The sequence below is a fragment of the Amycolatopsis sp. NPDC004169 genome (genome assembly GCF_040610315.1).
In the GTDB taxonomy this organism is placed as follows: Bacteria; Actinomycetota; Actinomycetes; order Mycobacteriales; family Pseudonocardiaceae; genus Amycolatopsis.
Genome location: NZ_JBEXMD010000009.1, coordinates 227765 through 249605, shown reverse-complemented (window position 1 = coordinate 249605; position 21841 = coordinate 227765). Strand labels below are relative to the sequence as shown.

The 21841-nt window shown below is 71.6% G+C and carries 22 protein-coding genes; 13 read left to right on the top strand and 9 right to left on the bottom strand.

Annotated features, from left to right (window positions below; genetic code table 11):
• Positions 1-43: 43 nt before the first annotated feature.
• Positions 44-1249 carry an acyltransferase gene (locus ABZX11_RS15420; RefSeq protein ID WP_354913437.1) on the bottom strand — a complete coding sequence of 402 codons (1206 nt, stop codon included), beginning with the start codon at positions 1247-1249 and terminating at the stop codon, positions 44-46.
• 111 nt (positions 1250-1360) lie between these two features.
• Here ABZX11_RS15420 and ABZX11_RS15415 point away from each other — a divergent pair, with 111 nt between their 5' ends.
• The 3 genes from ABZX11_RS15415 (at position 1361) to ABZX11_RS15405 (ending at position 4045) form a co-directional block, all read left to right on the top strand.
• Positions 1361-2038, top strand: a complete 678-nt coding sequence (locus tag ABZX11_RS15415; RefSeq protein ID WP_176171332.1) for an MBL fold metallo-hydrolase — start codon at positions 1361-1363, stop codon at positions 2036-2038.
• A gap of 144 nt (positions 2039-2182) precedes the next feature.
• Positions 2183-3424 (top strand): hypothetical protein, encoded by a 1242-nt coding sequence (locus ABZX11_RS15410; RefSeq protein WP_354913435.1) that lies wholly within the window; start codon positions 2183-2185, stop codon positions 3422-3424.
• A 132-nt stretch (positions 3425-3556) separates the two neighbouring features.
• Positions 3557-4045, top strand: coding sequence for a hypothetical protein (locus tag ABZX11_RS15405; RefSeq protein WP_354913433.1), 489 nt, complete (start codon positions 3557-3559; stop codon positions 4043-4045).
• Here ABZX11_RS15405 and ABZX11_RS15400 read toward each other — a convergent pair.
• From ABZX11_RS15400 to ABZX11_RS15385, 4 genes are all read right to left on the bottom strand, one after another.
• On the bottom strand, positions 4026-4844 hold the full coding sequence (locus tag ABZX11_RS15400; protein ID WP_354913431.1) for a DUF1684 domain-containing protein: 819 nt from the start codon (positions 4842-4844) through the stop codon (positions 4026-4028). The two genes, ABZX11_RS15405 and ABZX11_RS15400, sit on opposite strands and share 20 nt — an antisense overlap.
• 82 nt (positions 4845-4926) lie before the next feature.
• Positions 4927-5853, bottom strand: coding sequence for a hypothetical protein (locus tag ABZX11_RS15395; RefSeq protein ID WP_176171336.1), 927 nt, complete (start codon positions 5851-5853; stop codon positions 4927-4929).
• A gap of 231 nt (positions 5854-6084) precedes the next feature.
• A complete protein-coding gene (locus ABZX11_RS15390; RefSeq protein WP_176171337.1) occupies positions 6085-6252 on the bottom strand; it encodes a hypothetical protein in 168 nt (55 codons plus the stop codon).
• Positions 6253-6363: 111 nt separating this feature from the next.
• Positions 6364-7068, bottom strand: a complete 705-nt coding sequence (locus ABZX11_RS15385) for a Crp/Fnr family transcriptional regulator (RefSeq protein WP_176171338.1) — start codon at positions 7066-7068, stop codon at positions 6364-6366.
• Between the two features lie 75 nt (positions 7069-7143).
• Here ABZX11_RS15385 and rnhA point away from each other — a divergent pair, with 75 nt between their 5' ends.
• The 5 genes from rnhA to ABZX11_RS15360 all read left to right on the top strand — a co-directional run bounded on the left by rnhA (position 7144) and on the right by ABZX11_RS15360 (position 12363).
• The gene (gene rnhA / locus ABZX11_RS15380; RefSeq protein WP_354913428.1) at positions 7144-7605 is read left to right on the top strand and encodes a ribonuclease HI; all 462 of its coding nucleotides are present in this window, start codon (positions 7144-7146) and stop codon (positions 7603-7605) included.
• Between the two features lie 52 nt (positions 7606-7657).
• Positions 7658-8032, top strand: a complete 375-nt coding sequence (locus ABZX11_RS15375; protein ID WP_354913426.1) for a YchJ family metal-binding protein — start codon at positions 7658-7660, stop codon at positions 8030-8032.
• Positions 8033-8064: 32 nt separating this feature from the next.
• Entirely contained in the window at positions 8065-8616 is a 552-nt protein-coding gene (locus tag ABZX11_RS15370) for a hypothetical protein (protein ID WP_354913424.1), read from the top strand.
• 206 nt (positions 8617-8822) lie between these two features.
• Positions 8823-9173, top strand: a complete 351-nt coding sequence (locus ABZX11_RS15365) for a hypothetical protein (protein ID WP_354913422.1) — start codon at positions 8823-8825, stop codon at positions 9171-9173.
• 118 nt (positions 9174-9291) lie between these two features.
• Positions 9292-12363, top strand: coding sequence for a carbohydrate-binding protein (locus ABZX11_RS15360; RefSeq protein ID WP_354913420.1), 3072 nt, complete (start codon positions 9292-9294; stop codon positions 12361-12363).
• A gap of 64 nt (positions 12364-12427) precedes the next feature.
• Here the strand turns inward: ABZX11_RS15360 and ABZX11_RS15355 are convergent, their stop codons facing one another.
• Entirely contained in the window at positions 12428-13069 is a 642-nt protein-coding gene (locus ABZX11_RS15355; protein WP_354913418.1) for a hypothetical protein, read from the bottom strand.
• Between the two features lie 123 nt (positions 13070-13192).
• Positions 13193-14578 carry a carboxylesterase family protein gene (locus ABZX11_RS15350; protein WP_354913416.1) on the bottom strand — a complete coding sequence of 462 codons (1386 nt, stop codon included), beginning with the start codon at positions 14576-14578 and terminating at the stop codon, positions 13193-13195.
• Positions 14579-14715: 137 nt separating this feature from the next.
• Here ABZX11_RS15350 and ABZX11_RS15345 point away from each other — a divergent pair, with 137 nt between their 5' ends.
• Positions 14716-16578 (top strand): Na+/H+ antiporter, encoded by a 1863-nt coding sequence (locus ABZX11_RS15345; protein ID WP_354913505.1) that lies wholly within the window; start codon positions 14716-14718, stop codon positions 16576-16578.
• Positions 16579-16643: 65 nt separating this feature from the next.
• Positions 16644-17330 carry a histidine phosphatase family protein gene (locus tag ABZX11_RS15340; protein WP_354913414.1) on the top strand — a complete coding sequence of 229 codons (687 nt, stop codon included), beginning with the start codon at positions 16644-16646 and terminating at the stop codon, positions 17328-17330.
• Here the strand turns inward: ABZX11_RS15340 and ABZX11_RS15335 are convergent.
• Positions 17293-18057 (bottom strand): ABC transporter permease, encoded by a 765-nt coding sequence (locus ABZX11_RS15335; protein WP_354913412.1) that lies wholly within the window; start codon positions 18055-18057, stop codon positions 17293-17295. The two genes, ABZX11_RS15340 and ABZX11_RS15335, sit on opposite strands and share 38 nt — an antisense overlap.
• A 27-nt stretch (positions 18058-18084) precedes the next feature.
• A complete protein-coding gene (locus tag ABZX11_RS15330; protein WP_354913410.1) occupies positions 18085-18555 on the bottom strand; it encodes an MmpS family transport accessory protein in 471 nt (156 codons plus the stop codon).
• A gap of 410 nt (positions 18556-18965) precedes the next feature.
• Between ABZX11_RS15330 and ABZX11_RS15325 the strand changes: the two genes are divergently transcribed.
• The 3 genes from ABZX11_RS15325 (at position 18966) to ABZX11_RS15315 (ending at position 21820) form a co-directional block, all read left to right on the top strand.
• On the top strand, positions 18966-19865 hold the full coding sequence (locus ABZX11_RS15325) for a helix-turn-helix domain-containing protein (protein ID WP_354913408.1): 900 nt from the start codon (positions 18966-18968) through the stop codon (positions 19863-19865).
• 62 nt (positions 19866-19927) lie between these two features.
• Positions 19928-20905 carry a LacI family DNA-binding transcriptional regulator gene (locus tag ABZX11_RS15320; protein WP_176171348.1) on the top strand — a complete coding sequence of 326 codons (978 nt, stop codon included), beginning with the start codon at positions 19928-19930 and terminating at the stop codon, positions 20903-20905.
• Between the two features lie 333 nt (positions 20906-21238).
• Entirely contained in the window at positions 21239-21820 is a 582-nt protein-coding gene (locus ABZX11_RS15315) for a DNA-binding protein (RefSeq protein ID WP_176171349.1), read from the top strand.
• Positions 21821-21841: the final 21 nt, after the last annotated feature.

The following is a 21841-nucleotide window of genomic DNA, read 5'->3' as shown; positions in this document are numbered from 1 at the left end:
GTCGCCGACCCGGTTCAGGTTGCACGGGCGGCCGCGATCCATGCTACGAGCCACCACCGACAAAAACGGGTTCCGCGTCCTTGACCTGCGGTTCTTCGGGCTTTCGACGTCTGGTGAGCCACCGGTGGGCCGGGCGTTCGACCCCCGCGGTGACCGCCCAGCCGGCCAGCACGGCGGCGCCGACGACGAGGAGGAGCCGCAGCCAGCCGGGGAGGCCGAGATCGAGCAGGGCGCGGGCCAGGACGTAGCCCAGTTCCTGGTGCACCAGGTAAAGACCATACGAGATGCCCGCGAGCCAGGTGACGGCCGGGGCGATCCGGGCCAGCCCGGGGAACCGCCAGTCCGGGCCGCGGGCGGCCACGCAGACCAGCACCAGCAGGACGGCGAACCCGATCGTGGACGGCCAGCGCAGGGCGTCCTGCGGCAGCGCGACGTGGAACGGGAACACCTGCAGGTCCTGCGCGGCCACGGTGGCGACCACGAAGAGTGCGGTGTGCCACGTCTTCAGCCGGCGCTGCGCCCACAGCCAGACCGCGACGCCGATGGCGAACACGTGCAGCCGGTGCAGGCCGAGGCCGTAGTAGAAGGTCTCGACGACCGGCCCCGCCGTCCCGGGCGGGAAGACGAGGAACCGCAGCGCGAGCGGGACCAGGATCAGCGCCCAGAGCAGGGCGACGGTCACCCGGTGGGTGCGCCACGACCGCGGCCACAGCACGGCGGCGCCGGTGAAGGCCATCAGCTGTACCGGCAGCGTCCAGTAGGAGCCGTCGAGGTAGTAGAAGGCGTCCCAGCGGATGCCCCACTCCTGCACCATGCCGAGGTTGGTGACCAGGTCCAGCCAGGTCGGGATGTACCACGGCGAGGGGTCGGTCGGCGGGCCCTGCGGCACCCCGAACAGGAAGCCGAGGACGCCGGGCGGGTAGGGCAGGCCGCTGAAGGAGATGGCGGCCCACCGCGTCACGACGTACGTCACCAGCACGGCGACCAGGTACGCCGGCACCAGCCGCGCGACGCGGTTCCACAGCCACCGGCGGGGATTGCCCTTGCGCAGGCTGGCGCAAACGAAGAAGGCGGAGATCACCAGCAGGATCGCGGCGCCGAACTGCGCTGTCACCCGCACGGGGTAACCCGTCAGCTCGGGGTGCAGAAGAGCACCCTGGTGGGTGACATGCCCGAGGACGACGGCCAGTACGGCGACGACCCGGAGGAGGTCCCAGCTGATCCGGCGCGGCGTCGGGGAGGTGGGCAAGGTCGTCCTGAGGTCGGGGCCGTCGGGGTGCGCGCCCGAGCCTACGTGGCGACGCGGCCGCGCGCTTGTGCGGGTGGAACCGCTTGGAACGAAACGACTACCGTGTGCACGGTGAACATCGTGGACACCTACACGGGGCACGTCGACCCGGGCGGCGACGCCACGCGGCGCACCCTGGACGCGCTCACCATCACCAAGCTGTCCGTCGGCCCGATGGACAACAACGCGTACCTCCTGGTGTGCCGCTCGTCGAACGAAGCGCTGCTGATCGACGCGGCGAGCGACCCGGAGCGCATCTCGGACCTGATCGGCCACGGCCCGGACCGGCCGTCACTGAAGACGGTCGTCACCACCCACCAGCACCAGGACCACTGGCAGGCACTGGGCGCGGTGGCGGGAGCGAACGGCGCGAACACGGCGGCCCACCCGCTGGACGCTCCTCCGCTGCCGGTGCCGCCGGACTTCCTGGTCGAGCACGGCGACACGCTGACGGTGGGCGAGGTCACGTTGTCGGTGATCCACCTGCGCGGGCACACGCCGGGCTCGATCGCGCTGCTGTACCGGGATCCGGCGGGTCACCCGCACCTGTTCACGGGCGATTCGCTGTTCCCGGGCGGGGTGGGGAAGACGTCGTCGCCATCGGATTTCGCGTCGCTGCTGGACGACGTGGAGACGCGGATCTTCGGGGAGCTGCCGGACGAGACGTGGTTCTACCCGGGCCACGGCGACGATTCGACGCTGGGCGCGGAGCGGCCGAAGCTGAAGGAGTGGCGCGAGCGCGGCTGGTGAGCCGGTCGTGGGGGGGGGGGGGGGGGGGCGGCCCGCCCCCCCCCCCGGGCGGGGTGTGGGGGGGGGGGGCGGGGGGGTGGGGTGGGGGGGGGGGGGGGCCGCCGGGGGCGCCCCACCACCTGCGCTGGGTACGAGGGGGAGCCAGTGGATCTCGAAGAGGCGTTCACGGTGGTCGACACGCCCGTCCACCTGGCCGGGCAGAGCGACGACGCCCTTCTCCGGCAGATTCGGCGGCGCAAGGAGTTCAGCGAGCCGCGTTCGACCTTGTCTCCGGCAACCGGCCTGGAGAAGGACATCCACCTCCGTCCCCTCGAGGCGCTGCACTGGCTGTCCTACGTCACCCGGCCCCGCTACCAGGACGACGTGCTCGACCGGTACCTGTGGTGGGGCCTGCTGCGCTACCTGGGGTTCTTCACCCACGACTACTCCCACTCTCGCTTGCCGGAACTCGCGTTGAGCGACGCCGGCCGCCGCATCGCCGGCAACCAGCGGCGGGTGACCTCGGAAGAGATGGGCATCGCCTTCGGGGCGGCACTGGCTGCGCGCTGGTTCGGCGAAACCGGTGCGGCCACGTTGCGTACGGTCGTCGACATCGACGTGGCGCTGGACGCCCGCTTCGTCTTCGAGCCGAGCACGGCGGTCGAGCACATCGGCACCCGGCGCCCGGATTACCTCCTCATCGGCGGCGACCAGCGGGACCCCGGCCGCTGCCGGCTGCGGGTGCTCGAATGCAAAGGGACGAAGACCCCGGGCAACGCCGTGTCCCAGCTGGCGCGGGCCGTCGGCCAGCTGGACGGGGTGACGGTCGGCAGCCGGGTACCACGCGGCCTGGCCACCTCGATGGTCACCGGTGAAAGCCGGACGTCGTACCTGGCGCTGAACACCGAAGACGACGATGAGCCGTCCTACGAAGTCGACGGGGACACGATCGACCGCGTCGGGAACTTCCGGTTCGTGTCGGACCGGGTCGATGTCACGGCAGCCGAAATCACGAGTGCCTCCATCCGGGCGTCTTGGGCCATGCTCGCGGACTTCGGCGGCAATCTCCCCGCGATCCAGCGATGGGCACCGGAAGTGATGCTGGATCGGATCCGGCGACGGCCGCGAGTGCGGGAGACGTTCGAGACTCCGGTGGGACCGGTGCGCGGCACGAGTCTCGACTTCGGCTTCGGCCGGGAGCGGCTCGTTGTCAGGTACGGGGTAGCCGTGCCGGTGGACGACCAGCTCAGCGGCGATTCCGCTGGGGAACTCCTGGAGGCGCAACAAGAGTTCGCCGACCGGCTCGAGGAGTCGCGAGGCTCGGAGCGGCCGCCTGCATCACGCGAGGTCTACTCCGCGACTGCCGACGGAACCGTCTTCTCCCTGGTCCGCGGCGAGCGCGGCTGACCACGTTCGGAGCAGCCGGGTAACGCTTGAAGCGTCAAAACCCGCCCAAGGGCAACTCACCGGACGAACCGGGCGTCACCAGCAGACCCAGCGCTGGGACTTCCATCGGTTCTCTCCGCCAGGAGGCCCACCATGTCCAGAACCAAGCGGCGCGCGCTCGCCGCCGTCAGCCTGCTGATCGCCGGTGGCGTTCTCGCCGCCGCGGGGCCCGCTCAGGCCTCCGGGCCGGCGATCCCCACCATGACCACCATCCGGACCGGGCTCAACACCGGGTTCGACCGGGTGGTGCTCGATCTCTCCGGCGGGTCCGCGCCCGCCGTCTCCTACCAGCTCGTCGACGAGCTCACCGCCGACCCGAGCGGGGAGGTCGTCTGGCTCACCGGGGAGTACTTCATCACCGTCTCCGCGACCCCCGCGGCCGCGCACGACGCCGGCGGGAACCCGACCTACACCGGGCCGCAGAAGTTCCGGACGCGGAACCTCGCCAACGTCATGGCCGTCGCCGTCACCGGGGACTTCGAAGCGCACCTCACGATCGGGCTCGGGGTGCGGTCGCGGACCGCGGTGAACGTCTTCACGCTCACCGCGCCCAACCGCGTCGTCATCGACGTCGCCCACTGACGGCGGGCGGGGGAGTCACCCGCGCTCGTACGGGATCTTCTCCCCCCGCCTCGACCGCGAACGGCAGGTGGTTGCCCGCCGGCGGCAGCGGGCAGGTCGCGAAGTCGGTGAACGCGCAGGGCAGGTTCAGCGCGCGGTTGAAGTCCAGCGTCACCGAGCCGTCCGCCGACGGGGCCCCGACCGGCAGCGACCGGTTGGCCGCGTACGTCGTCACGCCGCTCGTCGCGTCGGTGAAGAGGATGCTGAGACCGCCGTCCTTGCCGTTGAACGCGGTCAGGGTGTGCGACGCCCCGTTGAACGAGAAGTGCACCTCGCCCGGCGCCGTGTAGACGTGGCTCAGGCCTTCCACGACCGCACCCACGGTGGTCGGCCGCGGCTCGTCGAACGGCTCGAACCGGCCGGGCAGCACCCACGACGGCGACGGCTCGTACGCCGGGACGCCGCGGAACTCGCGCAGCACCTCGGCCTTCGGGTCGTGGACGCGGATCAGGTACCCGGACCGGCGGGCCACCTCGATCTCGACGTCACCGGACAGCACCCGGGTGCCCGCGCCGCTGTTGACCAGCTCGAACCGCCGGACCCCGGTGATCGGCTCGCCCTCGTGCGTCAGGGAGGCGCCGGCCGGGTCGACGTACGCGGCGTCCGCGTCCTGCCACCAGCGGCCGGGGATGCCCGGGTACTCGCGCGGGCTGTCGGTCAGCCAGTCCAGCGAGACCAGCGCCAGCCAGCCGTGCGGCTCGGCCAGGTCGGTCTCGCGCCGGGCCTTCCAGTCCTGCCACTCACTCGTGAACGTGCTCATCGCGGGCCCCTTCCGTCGCCTACGACAGTGCCAACCCGCCGCTCGCGCCGCTATTCCACGTCCCAGCATCCGGACGCGGAGCTCACCCGAAGCACCACTGCAGCCCGTAGCTCAGGCCCTGGTGCAGGTCGTGGAACTCCAGGCCGACCTCCCCCACCCGGTTGACGGTCAGCGCGTCGCCCGAGTCGACGCCGTCGTCGACCACCCGGCCCGGGACGCCGTTGAGGCGCCACACCCGCGACGGCAGCGCCGCGCGGTCGAACCGGACCCGCACCGCGAGCTCCTCGCAGCGGCGCAACGGCGTCAAGGCGTAGTACGGCCGCAGTTCCGCGCGCCGCGGGGTGAACCGGATGCCGTACTCGTGGCGCTGGCCGAGCCGCAGCGGGTTCGGCAGCCGCATGACGAACTGCGCGTGGCTCGCCGACACCTGGCGCGCTTCGACGATCTCGCCGCCGAACAGCGCGTCCGCGGTGATGTCCGGCAGTGGGTCGCTGCGCGGCCCGGCCGGCACGCTGAACGGCAGGACCAGCTCGTCGAGCTCGTCCACCTCGGCGACGATCCGGCGTTCTTCCTGCAGTTCCGGCGGGTCGCGGTCGAGCCGGACCGTCACCTTCATCGACTCGACGTACCAGCCGCCCAGCGAGTGCCGGTCGCCGCGGGGTGCGGGCGCGCCGAGCAGCTCGTCGAGCCGGCGGAACGCCAGGTCGATCCGGCGGCGGGCGGTGCGCGGGTCGCGGTCCAGAACGCTGGCCAGCCAGGAGATCCGCCGGTCGAGGAACTCGCCGGCGGCCTCTTCGTGCAGGCCCAGCGCCGCCAGCGCGGCCAGCTTCAGGTCCGGCGGGAGCTTCCCGCACAGCTCGGTCAGCCGCAGCACGAGCTTCTGGCGCGCGGCGGCGGGCTGGTCGGTTTCGGAGATCGCGCACGCCTCCCGCAGGCACGGGCCGATCCGCTGGTGCAGGTCGGCCGCGTGGAGCCCGCGGCCGCGGCGCAGTTCGTTCAGTTCACGCACGAAGGGGAACGTGTGGTCGTCCGTCGTCCCACCCCCTCGTTCCCCTGCGGAAGATTTGCCCACGCTAGCAGTTCCCGTTCTCGGAAAGCAGGAAGTGATCGGCGGTACCGGTATCCGGGAATGCCCGGCCGGTCGGCCCCCCACGAGCCGGCCGGCCGGGGCGCACCCGCGGGTCAGTTCACCCCGAAGATCAGGGCCCAGATCGCGTGGCTCTCCATCAGACACACCTCCTCATCGCTGTTCCCAGGCCGAGGCGGAGAGCGGAGCGGAGCCGTGCAACGTCGGCGCGGCCGGTTCCGCCGCGTTTCCGGCCGCCACCGCGAAACCCGCGACGGCGCCGACCACGAACGCGGCGAAGACCGATTTCACCAGGGTCACGATCTTGCAGTAGACGTTCACGACAAGGACTCCCCGACCTCGCTCGAAATGACTTCCGGCCGGGTGGCATCGCATTCTTCCCCGGCCGGTTTCCAGCATCGGCCGAACCGGCGGCGGGTCAGATGTCCGGTGTCACGAGCCGTGTGTGCCGTTTGGCTCAGAATGGGCGAAGGCGCGCAGGACGCGGAGCTCGCGGATGAGGAACCGGCGCCGGCCGGTCTCGACGATCCCGCGCTCGCGCAGCACCCGCAGCGCTCGCGCAACGGTACGCCGGGCGGCGCCGATCTGCGCGGCGATGTCCTCCTGCGACAGGGCGTCGACGACGACACCTTCGGGCACGGTTCGGCCGCGCTCCTCGGCCAGCCGGACCAGCACCACCGCGACCCGGCGGCTGACGTCGAAGGCGGCCGTCTCGATCCGGGCGGATTCGGCGTCGCGGAGCCGGGCCGCGACCGTCTTGATCGTCGCGACGGCGATCGCCGGCCGCGCGTGCAGGACGTCGACGAACTCCGCGCCGGTGAACTGGAGCACGGTGCAGGGCTCGATCGCGCGCACCGACGCCGAACGCGGCCGGCCGGTGACCGCGGCGAGGTCGCCGAGCACCTCACCGGGGCCGCGCAGGCCGAAGAGCACTTCGCGGCCGTCTTCGACGATCGCGGAGACCCGCACCCAGCCGGAGACCAGGACGTGGACGTGGTCGGAGGGGTCGCCCTGCATGAGGAGGGCGTCGTTGGCGCGGAACCGGCGGCGGGTGCCCCGCGAGCGCAGGTACTCGCGATCGGCGTCGACGAGACAGGCCAGGAGCGCCCCGTCCGCCGTGTCGTCGTGCCAGCTCATAGCTCCCCCTCCGGAGCTTCACGGTAACCCGGCGTGGCGGCGTTCGGCGAGGGGCGCGACCGGTAGGGTCGCCGGGTGGACGTGGAGATCTACACCGACGGCGCGTGCAGCGGGAACCCCGGACCGGGCGGCTGGGGCGCGGTGCTGCGGTACGGCAGGCACGAGCGCGAGCTGTACGGCGGCGAAGCCACCCCGACGACGAACAACCGCATGGAGCTGACGGCGCCGATCCGCGCGCTGGAGAGCCTGACCCGGCCGTCGCAGGTGCGGGTGTACACGGACAGCACGTACGTGCGCAACGGCATCACGCAGTGGCTGCCCCGCTGGAAGAACAACGGCTGGCAGACGGCGGCCCGCGCACCGGTGAAGAACGCGGACCTGTGGCAGCGCCTCGACGCGGCGATCGGCGGCCACGAGGTCGAGTGGCTGTGGGTGAAGGGACACGCGGGCCACCCGGAGAACGAGCGCGCGGACCGGCTTGCGGTGCGGGGCGCGCAGGAGGCACGGGAGACCGGGAAGCCGGTCAACGCGGGTTGAGTCCGGAGTGGATGGTCGGGCGGCTTTCCGGGCGCCGTGGCAGAATTCCCCGATGCCTCCCTGCCCGTGTGGCCTCACCGAGTCCTACGCCGCCTGTTGCGGGCGCTTCCACGGCGGCGGCCTCACCGCTCCCACCGCCGAGCTCCTGATGCGCTCCCGCTTCAGCGCCTTCGCCGTGGGAGACACCGATTACCTGCTCCGCACCTGGCACCCGGACACCCGGCCACGGCAGCTGGAGCTCGATCCCCGCCAGGAGTGGACGCGGCTGGAGATCCTCGGCCGCTCCGGGGGTGGCCTGCTGCACCAGGAAGGCACCGTCGAGTTCCGGGCGCACTACCGCCACCGCGGCCGCGACGGATTTCTCGAAGAGAACAGCCGCTTCCGGCGTGATGACGGCCACTGGGTCTATCTCGACGACCGGGCCTGAACCCCGCTCCGGGCGTGCTAAACAGTGCGGCGATGGGAAAACTGACGCGCCGCGCCCGGGCCAAGGCGGACTACCTCGGCTTCCTCGGCGCGCGGGAGTGGCCGCTCGCCGCGTCCGGGCTGGGCGTGGTGCTCGGGGTCGTCACCGTCCTGCCCAGTGCCGTCGGTGTCGTGCTTTCCGTGGTCGCGCTCGCGATCGGCGTCGCCACCTTCACCCGTGACCTGCGGCTGCTGCGCCGCCGCTGGGCCGGGTTCGAGTTCACCACCATCGCCGCGCCCTTCCCGACCGCCGAGCTGCCGCCGCCGCCCGCCTACGGTGAGCTCCGCCTTGCGGAGGTCGTACTCCTCGCCGGTGTCGGTGCGGGTGATGCGCAGCGCGGCGAGTTCGTTCGAGCAGACGGCGTCGAAGAACCGCGCCCGGTGCACCCGGACCGGCGCCGGCCGCGCCCCGGTGGCGGGCAGCGGCTCGCCGCGCATGCCGACGATCGGGCCGTTGAACAGCAACCGGCCCCGCGCCCGCAGCGGCAGCACGTGCGGCGCGGTGGCCTTCAGCGACGGACACCGCCGGCGCCCTGCGCGAGCTGAGCAGCAGCACGCTGGCCGACCTCGTCGGCGTCTCGACGGTCGCCTTCACCACTGACGGCAAGCTGGTCACCGTCCGGCAGTCGCCGCTCAACTCCGTCAGCGGGCTGCTGCTCGCCCCGTCCGGCAGCGGTTCGCTCGAGCCACGCGACCTGCGCACGCCCGACGGCGGCCCGCGCCGGTTCCTGCACACCGCCGTCCGCGCCGGGATGGAACGCGAGCTGTGCGAGGAAAGCGGGCTCACGCCCGAGGACGTCCGCGAGACGAAGGTGGTCGGCTTCGCGCGTTGGATGGAGCGCGGGGCCAAGCCGGAGTTCTTCGGGCTGACCGAACTGGCGATCGACAGCGCCGAGGTCGCCCGGCGTCGCCCGGCCGGTGGCGAACGGCTCTACAGCGCCGGCCTGACGCTGTTCGACGTCGACCTCGCCGCGGTCGGCGCCGCGCTGGCCGACGGTGTCCCGCTCAGCGGGGCACTTCCTCAACGGCTCTGGGAAGACGGTTCCCTGCCGCTCCTGCTGGCCCTGCGCGCCGCCGCGGCCTGGCGGGCCGCCCGGGTCTGACGAAACCGGCCCTGTTCCCGGGGTGACCGGGCCGCTACGATCGTCGCAATTGTTAGGAAAGTTCCCTAACGATGGTCCCGCTGTTCCCCCGCCGCCGTGGTGCCTAGGAGGCGCGCTAGTGAGCTATCGGCAGAGAAGAACCCGGACTTTCCTCGCGGCGGCCGTGCTGGCCGTCGCGGTGACCGGGGCGACCGTCCCGGCCGCGACCGGGCAGGTACCGGCGCGCGCGGTCGTGGCGGCCGCGGCCCCGGCAACCGCCGTCCCCGGCTTCCTGATCCAGACGTCGGCGCAGGTCGGCGACGACTCCGCGGTGTCGAAGCCCGGCTACAACACCTCCGGCTGGTACCCGGTCGGCCCGCGCTCGACCGTCTACGCCGGCCTGCTGGCCAACGGCAAGTACGCCGACCCGTTCTACTCGACGAACATGAAGAACGTGCCCACCGCGGACTTCCAGGTCCCGTGGTGGTACCGCACTGACGTCACGGTCCCCGACACCACCCAGCGCACCTACCTCGACTTCAGCGGCGTGCTGTCCAAGGCCGACGTCTGGGTCAACGGGACGCGCGTGGCCGACAAGACGCAGGTCAACGGCGCCTACACCCGTCACGACCTGGACATCACGTCCCTGGTGAAGGCGGGCACGAACAGCGTCGCGTTCAAGGTCTACCCGAACGACCCGAACAAGGACCTGTCGATGGGCTGGATCGACTGGGCGCAGACCCCGCCGGACCAGAACATGGGCATCGTGCGGGACGTGCTGGTCCGGCGCAGCGGCCCGGTGGCGCTGCGCGGCGGCCACGTCGTCACGAAGCTGACCGGGCTCTCGCACGCCGACCTCACCGTGAAGGCCGACGTCCGCAACGACTCGGCGAGCGCGGTGAGCACGACGGTCTCCGGCACGGTCGCCGGCCGGGCGATCAGCCAGACGGTGAGCTTGGCGGCCAAGGAGAAGAAGACCGTCACGTTCGGCGTGGTCGGCATCGACAACCCGCAGGTCTGGTGGCCGGCCGGGATGGGAGGGCAGCCGCTCTACGACCTCGACCTGACCGCGAGCGTCGGCGGCACCGCGTCGGACACCTCCCACTCCAGCTTCGGCGTCCGCACGGTGACCGCGAACAAGAACTCGAGCGGCGGCCGGTCCTACACGATCAACGGGCGCCCGCTGCTGATCAAGGGCGGCGGCTATTCGCCGGACCTGTTCCTGCGCTGGAACGCCCAGTACGCGGCCGACAAGCTCGCCTACGTCAAGGACCTCGGGCTCAACACCGTGCGCCTGGAAGGGCACATCGAGCCGGACGAGTTCTTCGACCTCGCCGACCGGATGGGCGTGCTGACGCTGCCCGGCTGGGAGTGCTGCGACAAGTGGGAGGGCCAGGTCAACGGCGACGAAAAGGGTGACCCGTGGACGGCCGCGGACTACCCCGTCGCCAAGGCGTCGATGACCGCGGAGGCCGAGCGCCTGCGCGACCACCCGAGCGTCATCTCGTTCCTGATCGGCAGCGATTTCGCCCCCGACGCGACGATCGAGAAGAACTACCTCGACGCGCTGTCCGCCGCGGACTGGGCGACGCCGGTGGTCCCGGCCGCGTCGGCGAAGTCGTCGCCGCAGCTGGGGTCGTCCGGGATGAAGATGAACGGGCCGTACGACTGGATCCCGCCGGTGTACTGGTACGACAAGGCGCACAACGACAGCGGCGGCGCGTGGAGCTTCAACTCCGAGACCAGCGCCGGGCCGGACATCCCGACCATGGACACGCTCAAGCGGATGATGTCCTCCGGTGAGCTGGACACGCTGTGGAAGAACCCGTCGGCCGCGCAGTACCACCGGTCCTCGTCCTCGACGTTCGCCAACCTCAAGCTCTTCGGCGACGCGCTGACCGGCCGCTACGGCAAGCCGGCGAGCCTCGACGACTTCGTCCGCAAGGCGCAGCTGGCGCAGTACGAGAACGTCCGCGCCGAGTTCGAGTCGCACTCGCGCAACTTCAGCGACAGCTCGAACCCGGCCACCGGGATCATCTACTGGATGCTCAACAGCGGCTGGACGTCGCTGCACTGGCAGCTGTTCGACGCCTACCTCGACCAGAACGGCTCCTACTTCGGGGCCAAGAAGGCGAACGAGCCGCTGCACATCCAGTACAGCTACGACACCAAGTCGGTCGTGGTGGTCAACCACAACCACGACGCGGCGTCGGGCCTCACCGCCCGCGTGCAGCTGTTCAACCTGGACGGCACCTCGAAGTTCGACCAGTCGAAGAGTGTTTCGGTCGGCGGTGACGGCGCGAAGACGACGGCGCTGACCATCGGTTCGGTGAGCGGGCTGTCGACGACGTACCTGGCGAAGCTGGTGCTCACGGATTCGTCGGGCAAGGAGGTCAGCCGGAACGTATACTGGCTGTCCACCAAGGCCGACACCCTCGACTGGAGCAACAGCGACTGGTACTACACGCCGACGACGTCGTACGCGGACCTGTCCGGGCTGAACTCGCTGGGTTCGGTCACGCTCGGCTCGTCGGCGACCTCGACGGCGAACGGCGACGGCACCACGACGACCAAGGTGACGCTGAAGAACACCTCCACCGGCAAGGTGCCGGCGTTCTTCGTGGACGCGCACGTGGTCGGCGCGGCGGGCGCACCGGTGCTCCCGGTGCGGTGGACCGACAACCAGGTCAGCCTCTGGCCCGGCGAGTCGACCACGCTGACGGCGACGTACCGCACCGCGGACCTGCGCGGGGCGGCGCCGTCGGTGCGCATCGCGGGCTGGAACACCGGGACGAAGACGATCCCGGCGGACGGCTCGGTCGACCCCGGCCCCGCGGCGGACTACCAGGCCGAAGACGCGACGATCACGAACGGCGTCGCGGAGTCGAACCACCTGGGCTACACCGGAACCGGGTTCGTCAACTACGACAACGCGGTCGGCAGCGCGGTGGAGTTCACGGTGTCCGCCGCCGCGGCGGGCAGCGCGAACGTGGTCCTGCGATTCGCCAACGGCACCACGGCGAACCGCCCGATGGACATCTCGGTGAACGGCACGAAGGTGGCCTCGGGGCTGGCGTTCGGCGGCACCGGGAACTGGGACACGTGGCAGACGGTCACGATCCCGGTCACCCTCACGGCGGGCACCAACAAGATCAAGGCGACCGCGACGACCGCCAACGGCGGCCCGAACGTCGACAAGATCACCGTCTAGCGCGGGTGAAGGTCTCCTTGCCGGACTCGAGCCGGTAAGGAGACCTTCACCGTCGGCCCGCGAGTCAGTCGACCTTTGGTCGGCTTTCCCGCCGCTCAGAATCACCTGTGTGCAAGGCCCGGGGGTCGGGGGATGCATCGGCAGCGTCGTTGAGAGCGCACAACGCCGACCGGGGATTGTCGAGCAGGGACGGGTTCCGGTCAAGCAACGCGATCTCGGTTTGCGTGAGATTGCGGACCATCGGGACACCATCGATCTTGACCAGCAACACGGAACCGATCTGGATCAACGCTGTCGGCGAGTCCTGCAGGGCGGCCAGGAGCTTCGCGACGGCGTCTCCCTGCGCCTGATCCACCTGCGCCTGGTTCTTGGTCACAAGTTGGAGTTCGATGCCACGCTCGAGCTTTTCCATCCGGCGGCGCATCTCGTCCGACGTGCTGGCCCGGCGAAGCCGGAAGGCGAATGACCGGTACCAGGAACCCTGCTTCGGCGGGTAGGCACGGGCCACCACGAATCCGTGCGAGTCCAGCAAATCCTTGACGGCGTCCTGAACCTCGACGCTGCTGGATTCGTTCTCGAGCCAGATCCGAACGGGCACCGGAAGCTGGACCGGAGCGCCCGAGTGGGTGAGTGCCGCCGCGATTCCTGCCGCCTTCGAATCACCTTTGAGATGATCTTCGACTCGTTGCTGGAGAGTTCTTTGCACTGCGACCGCGTCACGCCGTTGAGCGCCGCCGGGGCGCGGATCGTCCGCTGCCCGTGGTGCCTCTCCGCGGCGTCTGGCCCTTCGAAGAACGCCTCTTCTCGGTAACGCGCGCGCCGCCCCGGCTCAGTCCCAGAGCAGGCGCTGCTCGCGGTCCGGATCGGACACCGTGGTGCTCACCTCGTCGAAGAGGCGGGTCGTCCGGTCGGCCGTCGTGTAGCGGGGCCAGCCCGGGTCGCCGGTCGCGATGAACCGGGCCCACGCGCCGAACATCTCCGTCGCCATCGCCTGCATCCGCTCGGCCGGGAACGTCCGGCCGGCGAAGAGGAAGCGCCAGTTGCGGTTGCGGATGTCGTCGAACACCAGCGGCAGGTCGAGCCCGTGCGGCGCGCCCAGGCCCTTGCCGCGCGCGGCGATCCGCCAGTCCAGGCGGTACATCCACGCGTCCGGCTGCTTCTCGGCGAACCGGATCGCCGGGATCCACCAGTCCCCCGCGGTCAGCACGCGGTTGCGGATCTGGTCCTGGGGCCAATCGAGTAGGTCGCTGTACACCTCGACGTCCTTTTCGATCTCGGCCGCGTCCAGCATCGTCGAGCCGACGCCGAGCAGCTTCGCGCCGCCCGACTGCAGCCAGCTGAACAGGTCTTCCTCGTCGGCGGTCGTCCCGATGAGCAGCGGGATTTCCCGGACGCTGTCCAGCGGCCGCCGGGGAAGCAGCTCGTCGCCGGCGACCACGCGGTAGGTCACCTTGGTCCCGGACACCGCCGAAACCCGTTGCTGCGCTTCGAGAATCCGCGTCACCGGGAGCGTGGCGAGGTCCTCGGGCCGGGCGTCCAGTTCCCGCAGGACGGCGTCGGCGATCGCCGCGCCTTCGGCCGGGGTGTGCACGACCGAGCCGACCCCGGTGCCGCTCTGCACGATCGCCCGGTGGACCAGCCCGCGGGTCGCGGGCACGGCCAGCAGCGTCCCGACGGTCCGGCCGCCGTTGGACTGCCCGGCCAGCGTGACGCGGTCCGGATCGCCGCCGAACGCGCCGATGTCGTCCCGCACCCACTCGAGGGCGGCGACCTGGTCGCGCAGGGACAGGTTCGAGTCGGCGGCCCCGGGCAGGTGCAGCATCCCGAGCACCCCGAGCCGGTAGGCGACGGTCACGACGACGACGCCGGCGCGGGCGTACGCGGACGCGTCGAACTGGTGCGGCGCGCCCATCACGCCACCGCCGCCGTGGATCCACACCAGCACCGGGTACGAGCCGGGCCGGGCGGGCGCGTAGACGTTCAGGTAGAGGCAGTCCTCGTCACCGGTGAAGCCGCGCCCGGTCAGCTCGGGCTGCGGCGCTCGGGGCGCCCACGTCGTCGCGTCGCGTTCGCCGGCCCAGTGCCGGACCGGCCGGGGCGCGCGGAACCGCAGCTCCCCCACCGGCGGCTCGGCGTAGGGCACGCCGAGGAACGTCCGGACCCCGTCCCGTTCGGACCCGCGCAGGGCACCGGCCGTGATCTCCACCGTCGTCACGCGTCCAGCCTACGACCGGACGACACGCGTACCCGGAGGACCAACTCGCGTACCTCCGAGCGGCGGCGAGGCTGGCCAGGTGACACCCGCCGCGGCGGGAGGGTAATGATTACCCCGTGCACGTAGCTGCAGAGATAGTGGCGCTGGTCGTGACCGTCCTGGTCGTCAGCGCGGTGGCGCGGCGGCTGGACTGGTCCGCTCCGCTGTGCCTGATCGTCGTCGGCGTCGCCGCCTCTTACGTCCCCGGCGTGCCCGAATACCACCTCGACCCCGAGGTCGTGCTGCTCGGCCTGCTCCCGCCGCTGCTCTACTCGGCGGCCATCCAGACGTCGCTGGTCGACTTCCGGAAGAACCGCGGGGCGATCGGGCTGATGTCGGTCGGCCTCGTCGTGTTCACCGCGCTCGGCGTCGGCCTGGTCGCCTGGGCGGTGATCCCCGGGCTGCCGCTGGCCGGCGGCATCGCGCTCGGCGCGGTCGTGGCGCCGCCGGACGCGGTCGCGGCCAGCGTCGTCGCCCGGCGGGTCGGCATGCCCCGCAAGCTGATCCGGCTGCTGGAGGGCGAAAGCCTCTTCAACGACGCCGCCGCGCTGGTCGCCCTGCGCACCGCCATCGCCGCGCTGGCCGGGTCGGTCAGCCTGTGGCAGGTCGGTGCGGACTTCTTCCGCGCGGCCATCGGCGGGGCCGTGGTCGGCCTGGTCGTCGGCTTCGCGGCCGCGTTCATCCGCGCCCGGCTGAACGAACCGGTGCTCGACACCGCGCTGTCGTTCGCCGTCCCCTTCATCGCCTACATCCCGGCCGAGGCGATCCACGGCTCCGGCGTGCTCGCGGTGGTCATCGCCGGGCTGATCCTCGGGCACAAGGCGCCGCAGATCCTCTCCGGCTCCACCCGGCTGGCGTCCCGGCTGAACTGGCAGACCATCGCGTTCCTGCTGGAAAACATGGTCTTCCTGCTGATCGGCCTGCAGCTGCGGCGGATCCTCGCCGAGGTCGGGGACAGCGGGCTCTCGCTGGCCATGCTGACCTGGATCTGCGTCGCCGTGCTGGCCGCGACCATCCTCACCCGGGTGCTGTGGATGGCCGGGATCGGCGTCGGCAAGCGGGTCAAGCGGCGTCTGCTGCCCAAGAAGAACCAGCCGAAGGTCTGGCCGTGGCGCTACTCGGCCGTCATCGCGTGGGCGGGCATGCGCGGGGTGGTGACGCTGGCGGCCGCGTTCGTGCTGCCCGCCGACACCCCGCAGCGGGCCGTGCTGGTGCTCGCGGCGTTCGTCGTCGTGGCCGGCACGCTGGCCGTGCAGGGCATGACGCTGCCGCCGCTGATCCGCAAGCTGCGCCTGCCGCGCCCGGACCCGGCGGAGGACGCGCTGCAGGAGGCGGCCGTCCTGCACGACATGACCCGCGCGGCGCTGGCCAAGCTCGACGAGATCCGCACCGACGACGACCCGCCGGAGATCATCCAGCGCCTGCGCGACCGGCTGCAGCACCGCGCCGACTCGGCGTGGGAGCAGCTCGGCAGGCAGAGCGCGCTGGCCGAGACCCCCAGTGACGCCTACCGCCGGCTGCGGCTGGAGCTGCTCGAAGTCGAGCGCGACCAGTTCCTCAAGGCCCGCGACAGCGGCAGCGCCGACGACGACGTGCTGCGCAAGGTCCTGGAGCGGCTCGACATCGAGGAGTCCATGCTCGACCGCGACGAGGCCGAGCCCGACACCGAGGGCCGCGAGCTGCGCACCCCGGCCGCGACGGCGGGCTCGTGCAAGCACCTGGCCCACGAGTGGGTGGACAAGGAGCCCAGCTCGGCCGACAGCTGCGCCGCCTGCCTCGCCGAGGGCACCACGTGGGTCCACCTGCGGATGTGCCTGAAGTGCGGCAACGTCGCCTGCTGCGACTCTTCGCCGCGCCGGCACGCGACCCAGCACTTCCACGAATCCCGCCATCCGGTCATGCGCAGCTTCGAACCGGGCGAGACGTGGCGATGGTGTTTCGTGGACAAGCAGCTGGGCTAATCTCCACCTTCCTCCCCACCACCACCCTCAACGGAGGCGCTTCGCGCCGCTGTACCGTCTCCAGCATGAGCACCCCGGAGCAGGAGATCGAGTACCGCCAGCACCGTTTCAGCCCGCCCCCGGGCGCGACGGAGATCTTCCTGGTCCGGCACGGCGAGTCCGCTCCGGCCCGCGGCGAAAACCCGTTCGAGCTGGTGGACGGCCAGGCCGACCCGGACCTCGCGCCGGAAGGCCGTGACCACGCCCAGCGCGTCGGCGTCCGGCTGGCAGGCGAGCGGATCGACGCGATCTACGTGACGACGCTGCGCCGCACGGTGCAGACCGCCGCGCCGCTGGCGGAGAAGCTCGGGCTGACCCCGGTCGTCGAGCCGGACCTGCGCGAGATCCACCTCGGCGACTGGGAGAACGGCCTGTTCCGCAAGTACACGGCCGACGGCCACCCGATCGTCGACCGGCTGTGGGCCGAACAGCGCTGGGACGTGATCCCGGGCGCGGAGTCCGACGAGGCCTTCGGCGCCCGGCTGCGCGGCGCGCTGACCCGCATCGCGGCCGCGCACCCGGACCAGCGGGTGGCGGTGTTCACCCACGGCGGCGTGATCGGCGAGGTGTTCGCGCAGGCCAGCCGCTCGGTGGAGCGGTTCGCGTTCCTCGGCGCGGACAACGGCTCGATCTCGCACCTGGTGCTGCACGGCGACACCTGGATCGTGCGGCGCTTCAACGACACGGCCCACCTGGCTTCCCCGCTCGGCTGAGCTTCCCCGCCGCGACGAGCTGCACGGTCACCAGGATCGAGACGGCTTCCGCGGCGAGCAACCCGATCAGCACGAGCACCTGCGTCGTCCCGGCCTGGATCGGGCCTGCCCCGCCGAGCAGGACGCCGACGTAGGCGCCCGGCAGCGTCACCAGGCCGACCGTGCGGGTCTGGTCGAGCGCCGGGATGAGCGCGTGCCCGGCCGACGGGCGGCAGATCTCCAGCGCGGCCGGGCGGGGCAGGAAGCCGAGGGCCAGGGCGGCTTCGTACTCGCCGTGCCGGGCTTTCAGCTCGTCGAGGGCCCGGCGGGCGGCTTGCGACGTCGCGGTCATGGCGCCGCCGATCACGATCCCCGCGATCGGCACGACGGCGATCGGCCGCGGCGGGACGACGCCGGCGCCGAGGACCAGGCCGAGCACGGGCGCCGTACCGGCGGCGATGGCCAGCGCCGTCCACGGGACGTTCCGGGCGGTACCGGCCCGGCGTGCGGACGTCACCGCGGCGATCCCGAACATGAGCAGCACGAAGAGGCCGGTCAGCGGCACCGAGCGCAGGACGGCGGTGATCACGAGGGAGACGGCGGCGAGCTGGACGACCGCACGGGCGGCGGCGATCAGCACGGACCGGCCTCGGCCGAGCCCGCCGGCCCGGACGACGACGGCGCCGGTGACGGCGAGGAGGACGAGGACCGCCACCAGGGCGGGCCCGAAGGTGATCGCGGCGTTCACGCCGCTATCTTGCTGGCTCGGGCCTGCTCAGACAGCGCAGCTGAAGAGCCGGTCCGGTTGGGTCTCGGTCTTGTCGGCGACGACGACCCCGTCGACGACGATCCGGCAGCGCAGCGCACCGGGGCCGGGATTCCGGGCGGCGATGCTGTAGAACTCGGTGCGCCCGGCGGGGGAAACCCGGGTAAACCGCGCGGACCAGGGGGTGGCCACCTCGGCGTGCTGGGCGAGAGCGGCCCCGGCGGCGGCGTAGGTGACGTTGCGGGCCCCGTGCGGGCCGAGCAGTTCGTAGACGACGCTGTGATCGACGGTCCGCACGGCGGCCGGCGCGAGCGGAGCGGCGGGTTCTTCCTTCGCGGGCCCGCGAGCGGACCGGGGAACGACGTAGGAGGTCACCGCAAAAGCCGCGGCGAGCACCCCGAGGACGACGACGAAGCTGCCGGCCGACCGAGCCCGCCCGGCGCAGTCGCGCAGGGGCCGGGTGGCGGTGGAAACGCCCATGGAGAGGTCTTCTCTCGTCGCGCGCACTTCCATCGAGTGCGTCGATGTATATCTCGCCGTGACCTGACGGGGTGTTAGCCGGAGTTTGCGGAAAGTTCGATGTTCACCCGGACGGGTGGGTGCGGAGGGAAGACCCCAGCTTGAGGGGCTGCCGCCCTGCCGGTGGCGGTGGGCCTGGGCGCTCGAGCGCCGGTTTTGCGGGTGCCCCGGAGAATGATCGAGGCCGAGCAGGAGGAGCCGGCCGCGCCGTCCAACCCGGGGGCCGGCGGTCGGCCCGGCTCCCGAGCACCGGTTTTACCGGTCCCCCAGAGAATGATCGAGGCCGAGCAGGAGGAGCCGGCCGCGCCGTCCAACCCGGGGGCCGACGGTCGGCCCGGCTCCCGAGCGCCGGTTTTGTCGGTCCCCGGAGGATGATCGGAACTGTGTACGAGGAGGTGGCCGCCCCGGCGTTTCTGCGGGGCGTGGTGAGGTGCGTCTGGCGGTCGGCTCCGGAGGGGGCGAAGCGGATCGTCCCGGACGGGTGCGTGGATCTCGTGGTCGGCGGCGGCCATGCGTTCGTGGCCGGTCCGGACACCGGAGCTTGGTCTTCGGTGACCGAGCCGGGAGTGGTGCTGAGCGGAGTGCGGTTCGCGCCGGGCCGGGCGGCGGCGGTCCTGGGCGTGGCGGCGGACGAGTTGCGGGACTGGCGGGTGCCGTTGGACGAGCTGTGGGGTCGGCGCTCGGCGGAGCGGCTCGTGGAGGGCGCTTGGTCGCCGGTTTCCGCGGTGGCCGCGCGGGTGGCGGAGCCGCCTCCCGTGGATCCGGCGGTGGCAGAGCTGATCGCGCGGCTGGAGGCGGGGGTTGCCCGCGTCGGTGAGGCGACCCGAACCATGTTCACCCAACCGGACATGGCCCGAGCCGGCGTGCGACCAGCAGAGCTCGCGGCGCGAGCGGCGGAACTCGCCGCGAGCCCGCCAGAGCTCACGGCAGCGCAGGCCGAGGATCCACCCCCGTCCACCGCGGTGAGCGACCGTCAGCTCCGCCGGCGGTTCACCCAAGCCGTCGGCTACGGACCCGCCACCTACCTCCGGATCAGCCGTTTCCAGCGAGCTGTCGCACTCGCCCCGCGCCTCTCCGGCCTGGCCGCGCTCGCCGCCGCCGCGGGGTATGCCGATCAAGCTCATCTCAGCCGGGAATGCCGGGCCCTCACCGGGCTCACGCCGCGCCTCTTCTTCCCTGACTCTCCACTGTGGACATCACAGCCGGTGATCGACTCCGTTCGGCGTAACCCGCACGGACAACCGGAAGTGGCTGTTCACCCAAAAAGGTAAGCGGACGGTAAACGACCACCAAGAGCGCTATTCTCCCCTCGACGAGTGATCAGGGAGGACGTGTGGCCACCATCAGCGACGTCGCGGCGCGAGCCGGCGTCTCCACGGCGACCGTGTCGCGCGCCCTCAACGGGAAGTCCACTGTGGACCCCGCACTGGCCGCGCGGGTGCAGGAAGCGGCCGCCGAGCTGGGGTACCACCCGAACGGGCTGGCCCGGAACCTGCGCCGGCAGGAGACAGCGGTGCTCGCGCTGATCATCTCCGACGTCGAGAACCCCTTCTTCACCGCCATCGCGCGGGGCGTCGAGGACCTCGCGCAGCGGTCGGGCTACTCGGTGGTGCTGTGCAACTCGGATGAAAACGAAGACAAGGAGCGCCGCTACATCGAGGTCGCGCTCCAAGAGCGCGTCGCGGGCGTGGTGCTCTCGCCCACCGGCCGGTCCACGAACGTCGAGGGCCTGCGGCGCCAGGGCACGCCACTGGTGGCCGTCGACCGGCCGCTGCAGGCCGCCGAGGGCGATCAGGTCCTGGTCGACACCCGGCACGCGGCCGCCGAAGCCACGCGGCACCTGCTCGCCGGCGGCTACCGGCGGGTCGGCTGCCTGACCGGTCCCCCGGGCGTCCGCACCGCCGAAGACCGCCTGGCGGGCTACGCGGATGTCGTCGGCGAAGGCAACGTCATGTTCCGCCGGGCCGAGTACCGCTCGGAAGGCGCGCGGCTGGCCGCACTGGAACTGCTGGACGAGCCGTCGCCGCCGGACGCGCTGCTGGTCGCGAACAGCACGATGGCGATCGGGGTGCTCGAAGCCCTGTCGGCCCGCGGCCTGCGCCCGGGCCGGGACGTGGGCATCGTTTCGTTCGACGACGCACCGTGGACGACCCTGATCGACCCGCCCCTGACGGTGGTCGCCCAACCGGCGTACGAAGTCGGCCGGGTGGCCGCGCAGCTCCTGCTGGCCCGCATCTCGGACAGCAGCCGCGACACCACGACGACGACCCTCGAAGCCCGGTTGATCGTGCGGAAGAGCTCCCGCCGGTAGCCGGAGCGACGTGCCTGGGGGCCGGCTCGTGCCGGGCCCCCCAGGCACGCCCCACCCCCTGTGTCCCCCATCACCGGCGCCGGAGCGCCGGGTCTCGTAGGCACGGAGCGGAAATCGTTTTCTCATCCGGAACCTAGGTTCCCCACCCGGCACTGTCAAGCCGGACCGGGGCTGGACAACCGCCTCCGATCCAGGGAAACTGACCGGAAGTTGACTACTCAATGTGTTGGATGATGTGCCCTGAGTGTCGATCTCTGGTGAATTCACCCACAGACAGGGCAAGAAAGCGCACGAACCCGCACATCCGCGCTGTTTCGGGTTAACCTGGGCCACATGTCTGTAGCGCTGGAGAACATCCTCGCCAAGGCGGGCCTGAAGGTCGATGCGAACGAGTTCCTCACACTCGTCGAAGACGCCGCGCGCAGACTGTCCCCACCGAATCCGGATCCCTCGCACTACTTCTCGGCCGACCAGCGCGCCGCGCTCACCGACGTCGGCCTGGACCTCTCGCCACGGCGGGAAGACGAACCCGACTTCCGGGCGCGCACCGTCGCCGCCCACGCCGTGCTCGCCGAAGGTGCTCTCAGCGTCAACGAAGCCGCGAAGGCGCTCGGCGTCGACGACAGCCGGATCCGGCACCGCCTGAAGGAAGGGCGGCTGACCGGCTGGAAGGACGGCGGGTGGCGGCTCCCCGCGTGGCAGTTCGCCGGCTCGGGCGTGCTGCCCGGCCTCGAAGTCGTGCTCAAGGCCCTCCCCGAGGACCAGCCGGCACTGGTCGTCGCCGCCTTCATGAGCACTCCGCAGGACGATCTCGTCATCAACGACCAGCCCGCGACCCCGCGGCAATGGCTGCTCTCCGGTGGTGACCCGGACCACGTGGCCCGCCTCATCGCCACGCTCGGCACTCCGCTCTAGGCTGGACCCTCCCGAGCAAGA

Bases quoted from the DNA above. Each gene is read 5' to 3' on its own strand.
- ABZX11_RS15405 (WP_354913433.1), top strand. From the start codon at position 3,557: ATGTCCAGAACCAAGCGGCGCGCGCTCGCCGCCGTCAGCCTGCTGATC.
- ABZX11_RS15400 (WP_354913431.1), bottom strand. From the start codon at position 4,844: ATGAGCACGTTCACGAGTGAGTGGCAGGACTGGAAGGCCCGGCGCGAG.
- ABZX11_RS15385 (WP_176171338.1), bottom strand. From the start codon at position 7,068: ATGAGCTGGCACGACGACACGGCGGACGGGGCGCTCCTGGCCTGTCTC.
- ABZX11_RS15375 (WP_354913426.1), top strand. From the start codon at position 7,658: ATGCCTCCCTGCCCGTGTGGCCTCACCGAGTCCTACGCCGCCTGTTGC.
- ABZX11_RS15370 (WP_354913424.1), top strand. From the start codon at position 8,065: ATGGGAAAACTGACGCGCCGCGCCCGGGCCAAGGCGGACTACCTCGGC.
- ABZX11_RS15365 (WP_354913422.1), top strand. From the start codon at position 8,823: ATGGAACGCGAGCTGTGCGAGGAAAGCGGGCTCACGCCCGAGGACGTC.
- ABZX11_RS15340 (WP_354913414.1), top strand. From the start codon at position 16,644: ATGAGCACCCCGGAGCAGGAGATCGAGTACCGCCAGCACCGTTTCAGC.
- ABZX11_RS15330 (WP_354913410.1), bottom strand. From the start codon at position 18,555: ATGGGCGTTTCCACCGCCACCCGGCCCCTGCGCGACTGCGCCGGGCGG.
- ABZX11_RS15325 (WP_354913408.1), top strand. From the start codon at position 18,966: ATGATCGGAACTGTGTACGAGGAGGTGGCCGCCCCGGCGTTTCTGCGG.
- ABZX11_RS15315 (WP_176171349.1), top strand. From the start codon at position 21,239: ATGTCTGTAGCGCTGGAGAACATCCTCGCCAAGGCGGGCCTGAAGGTC.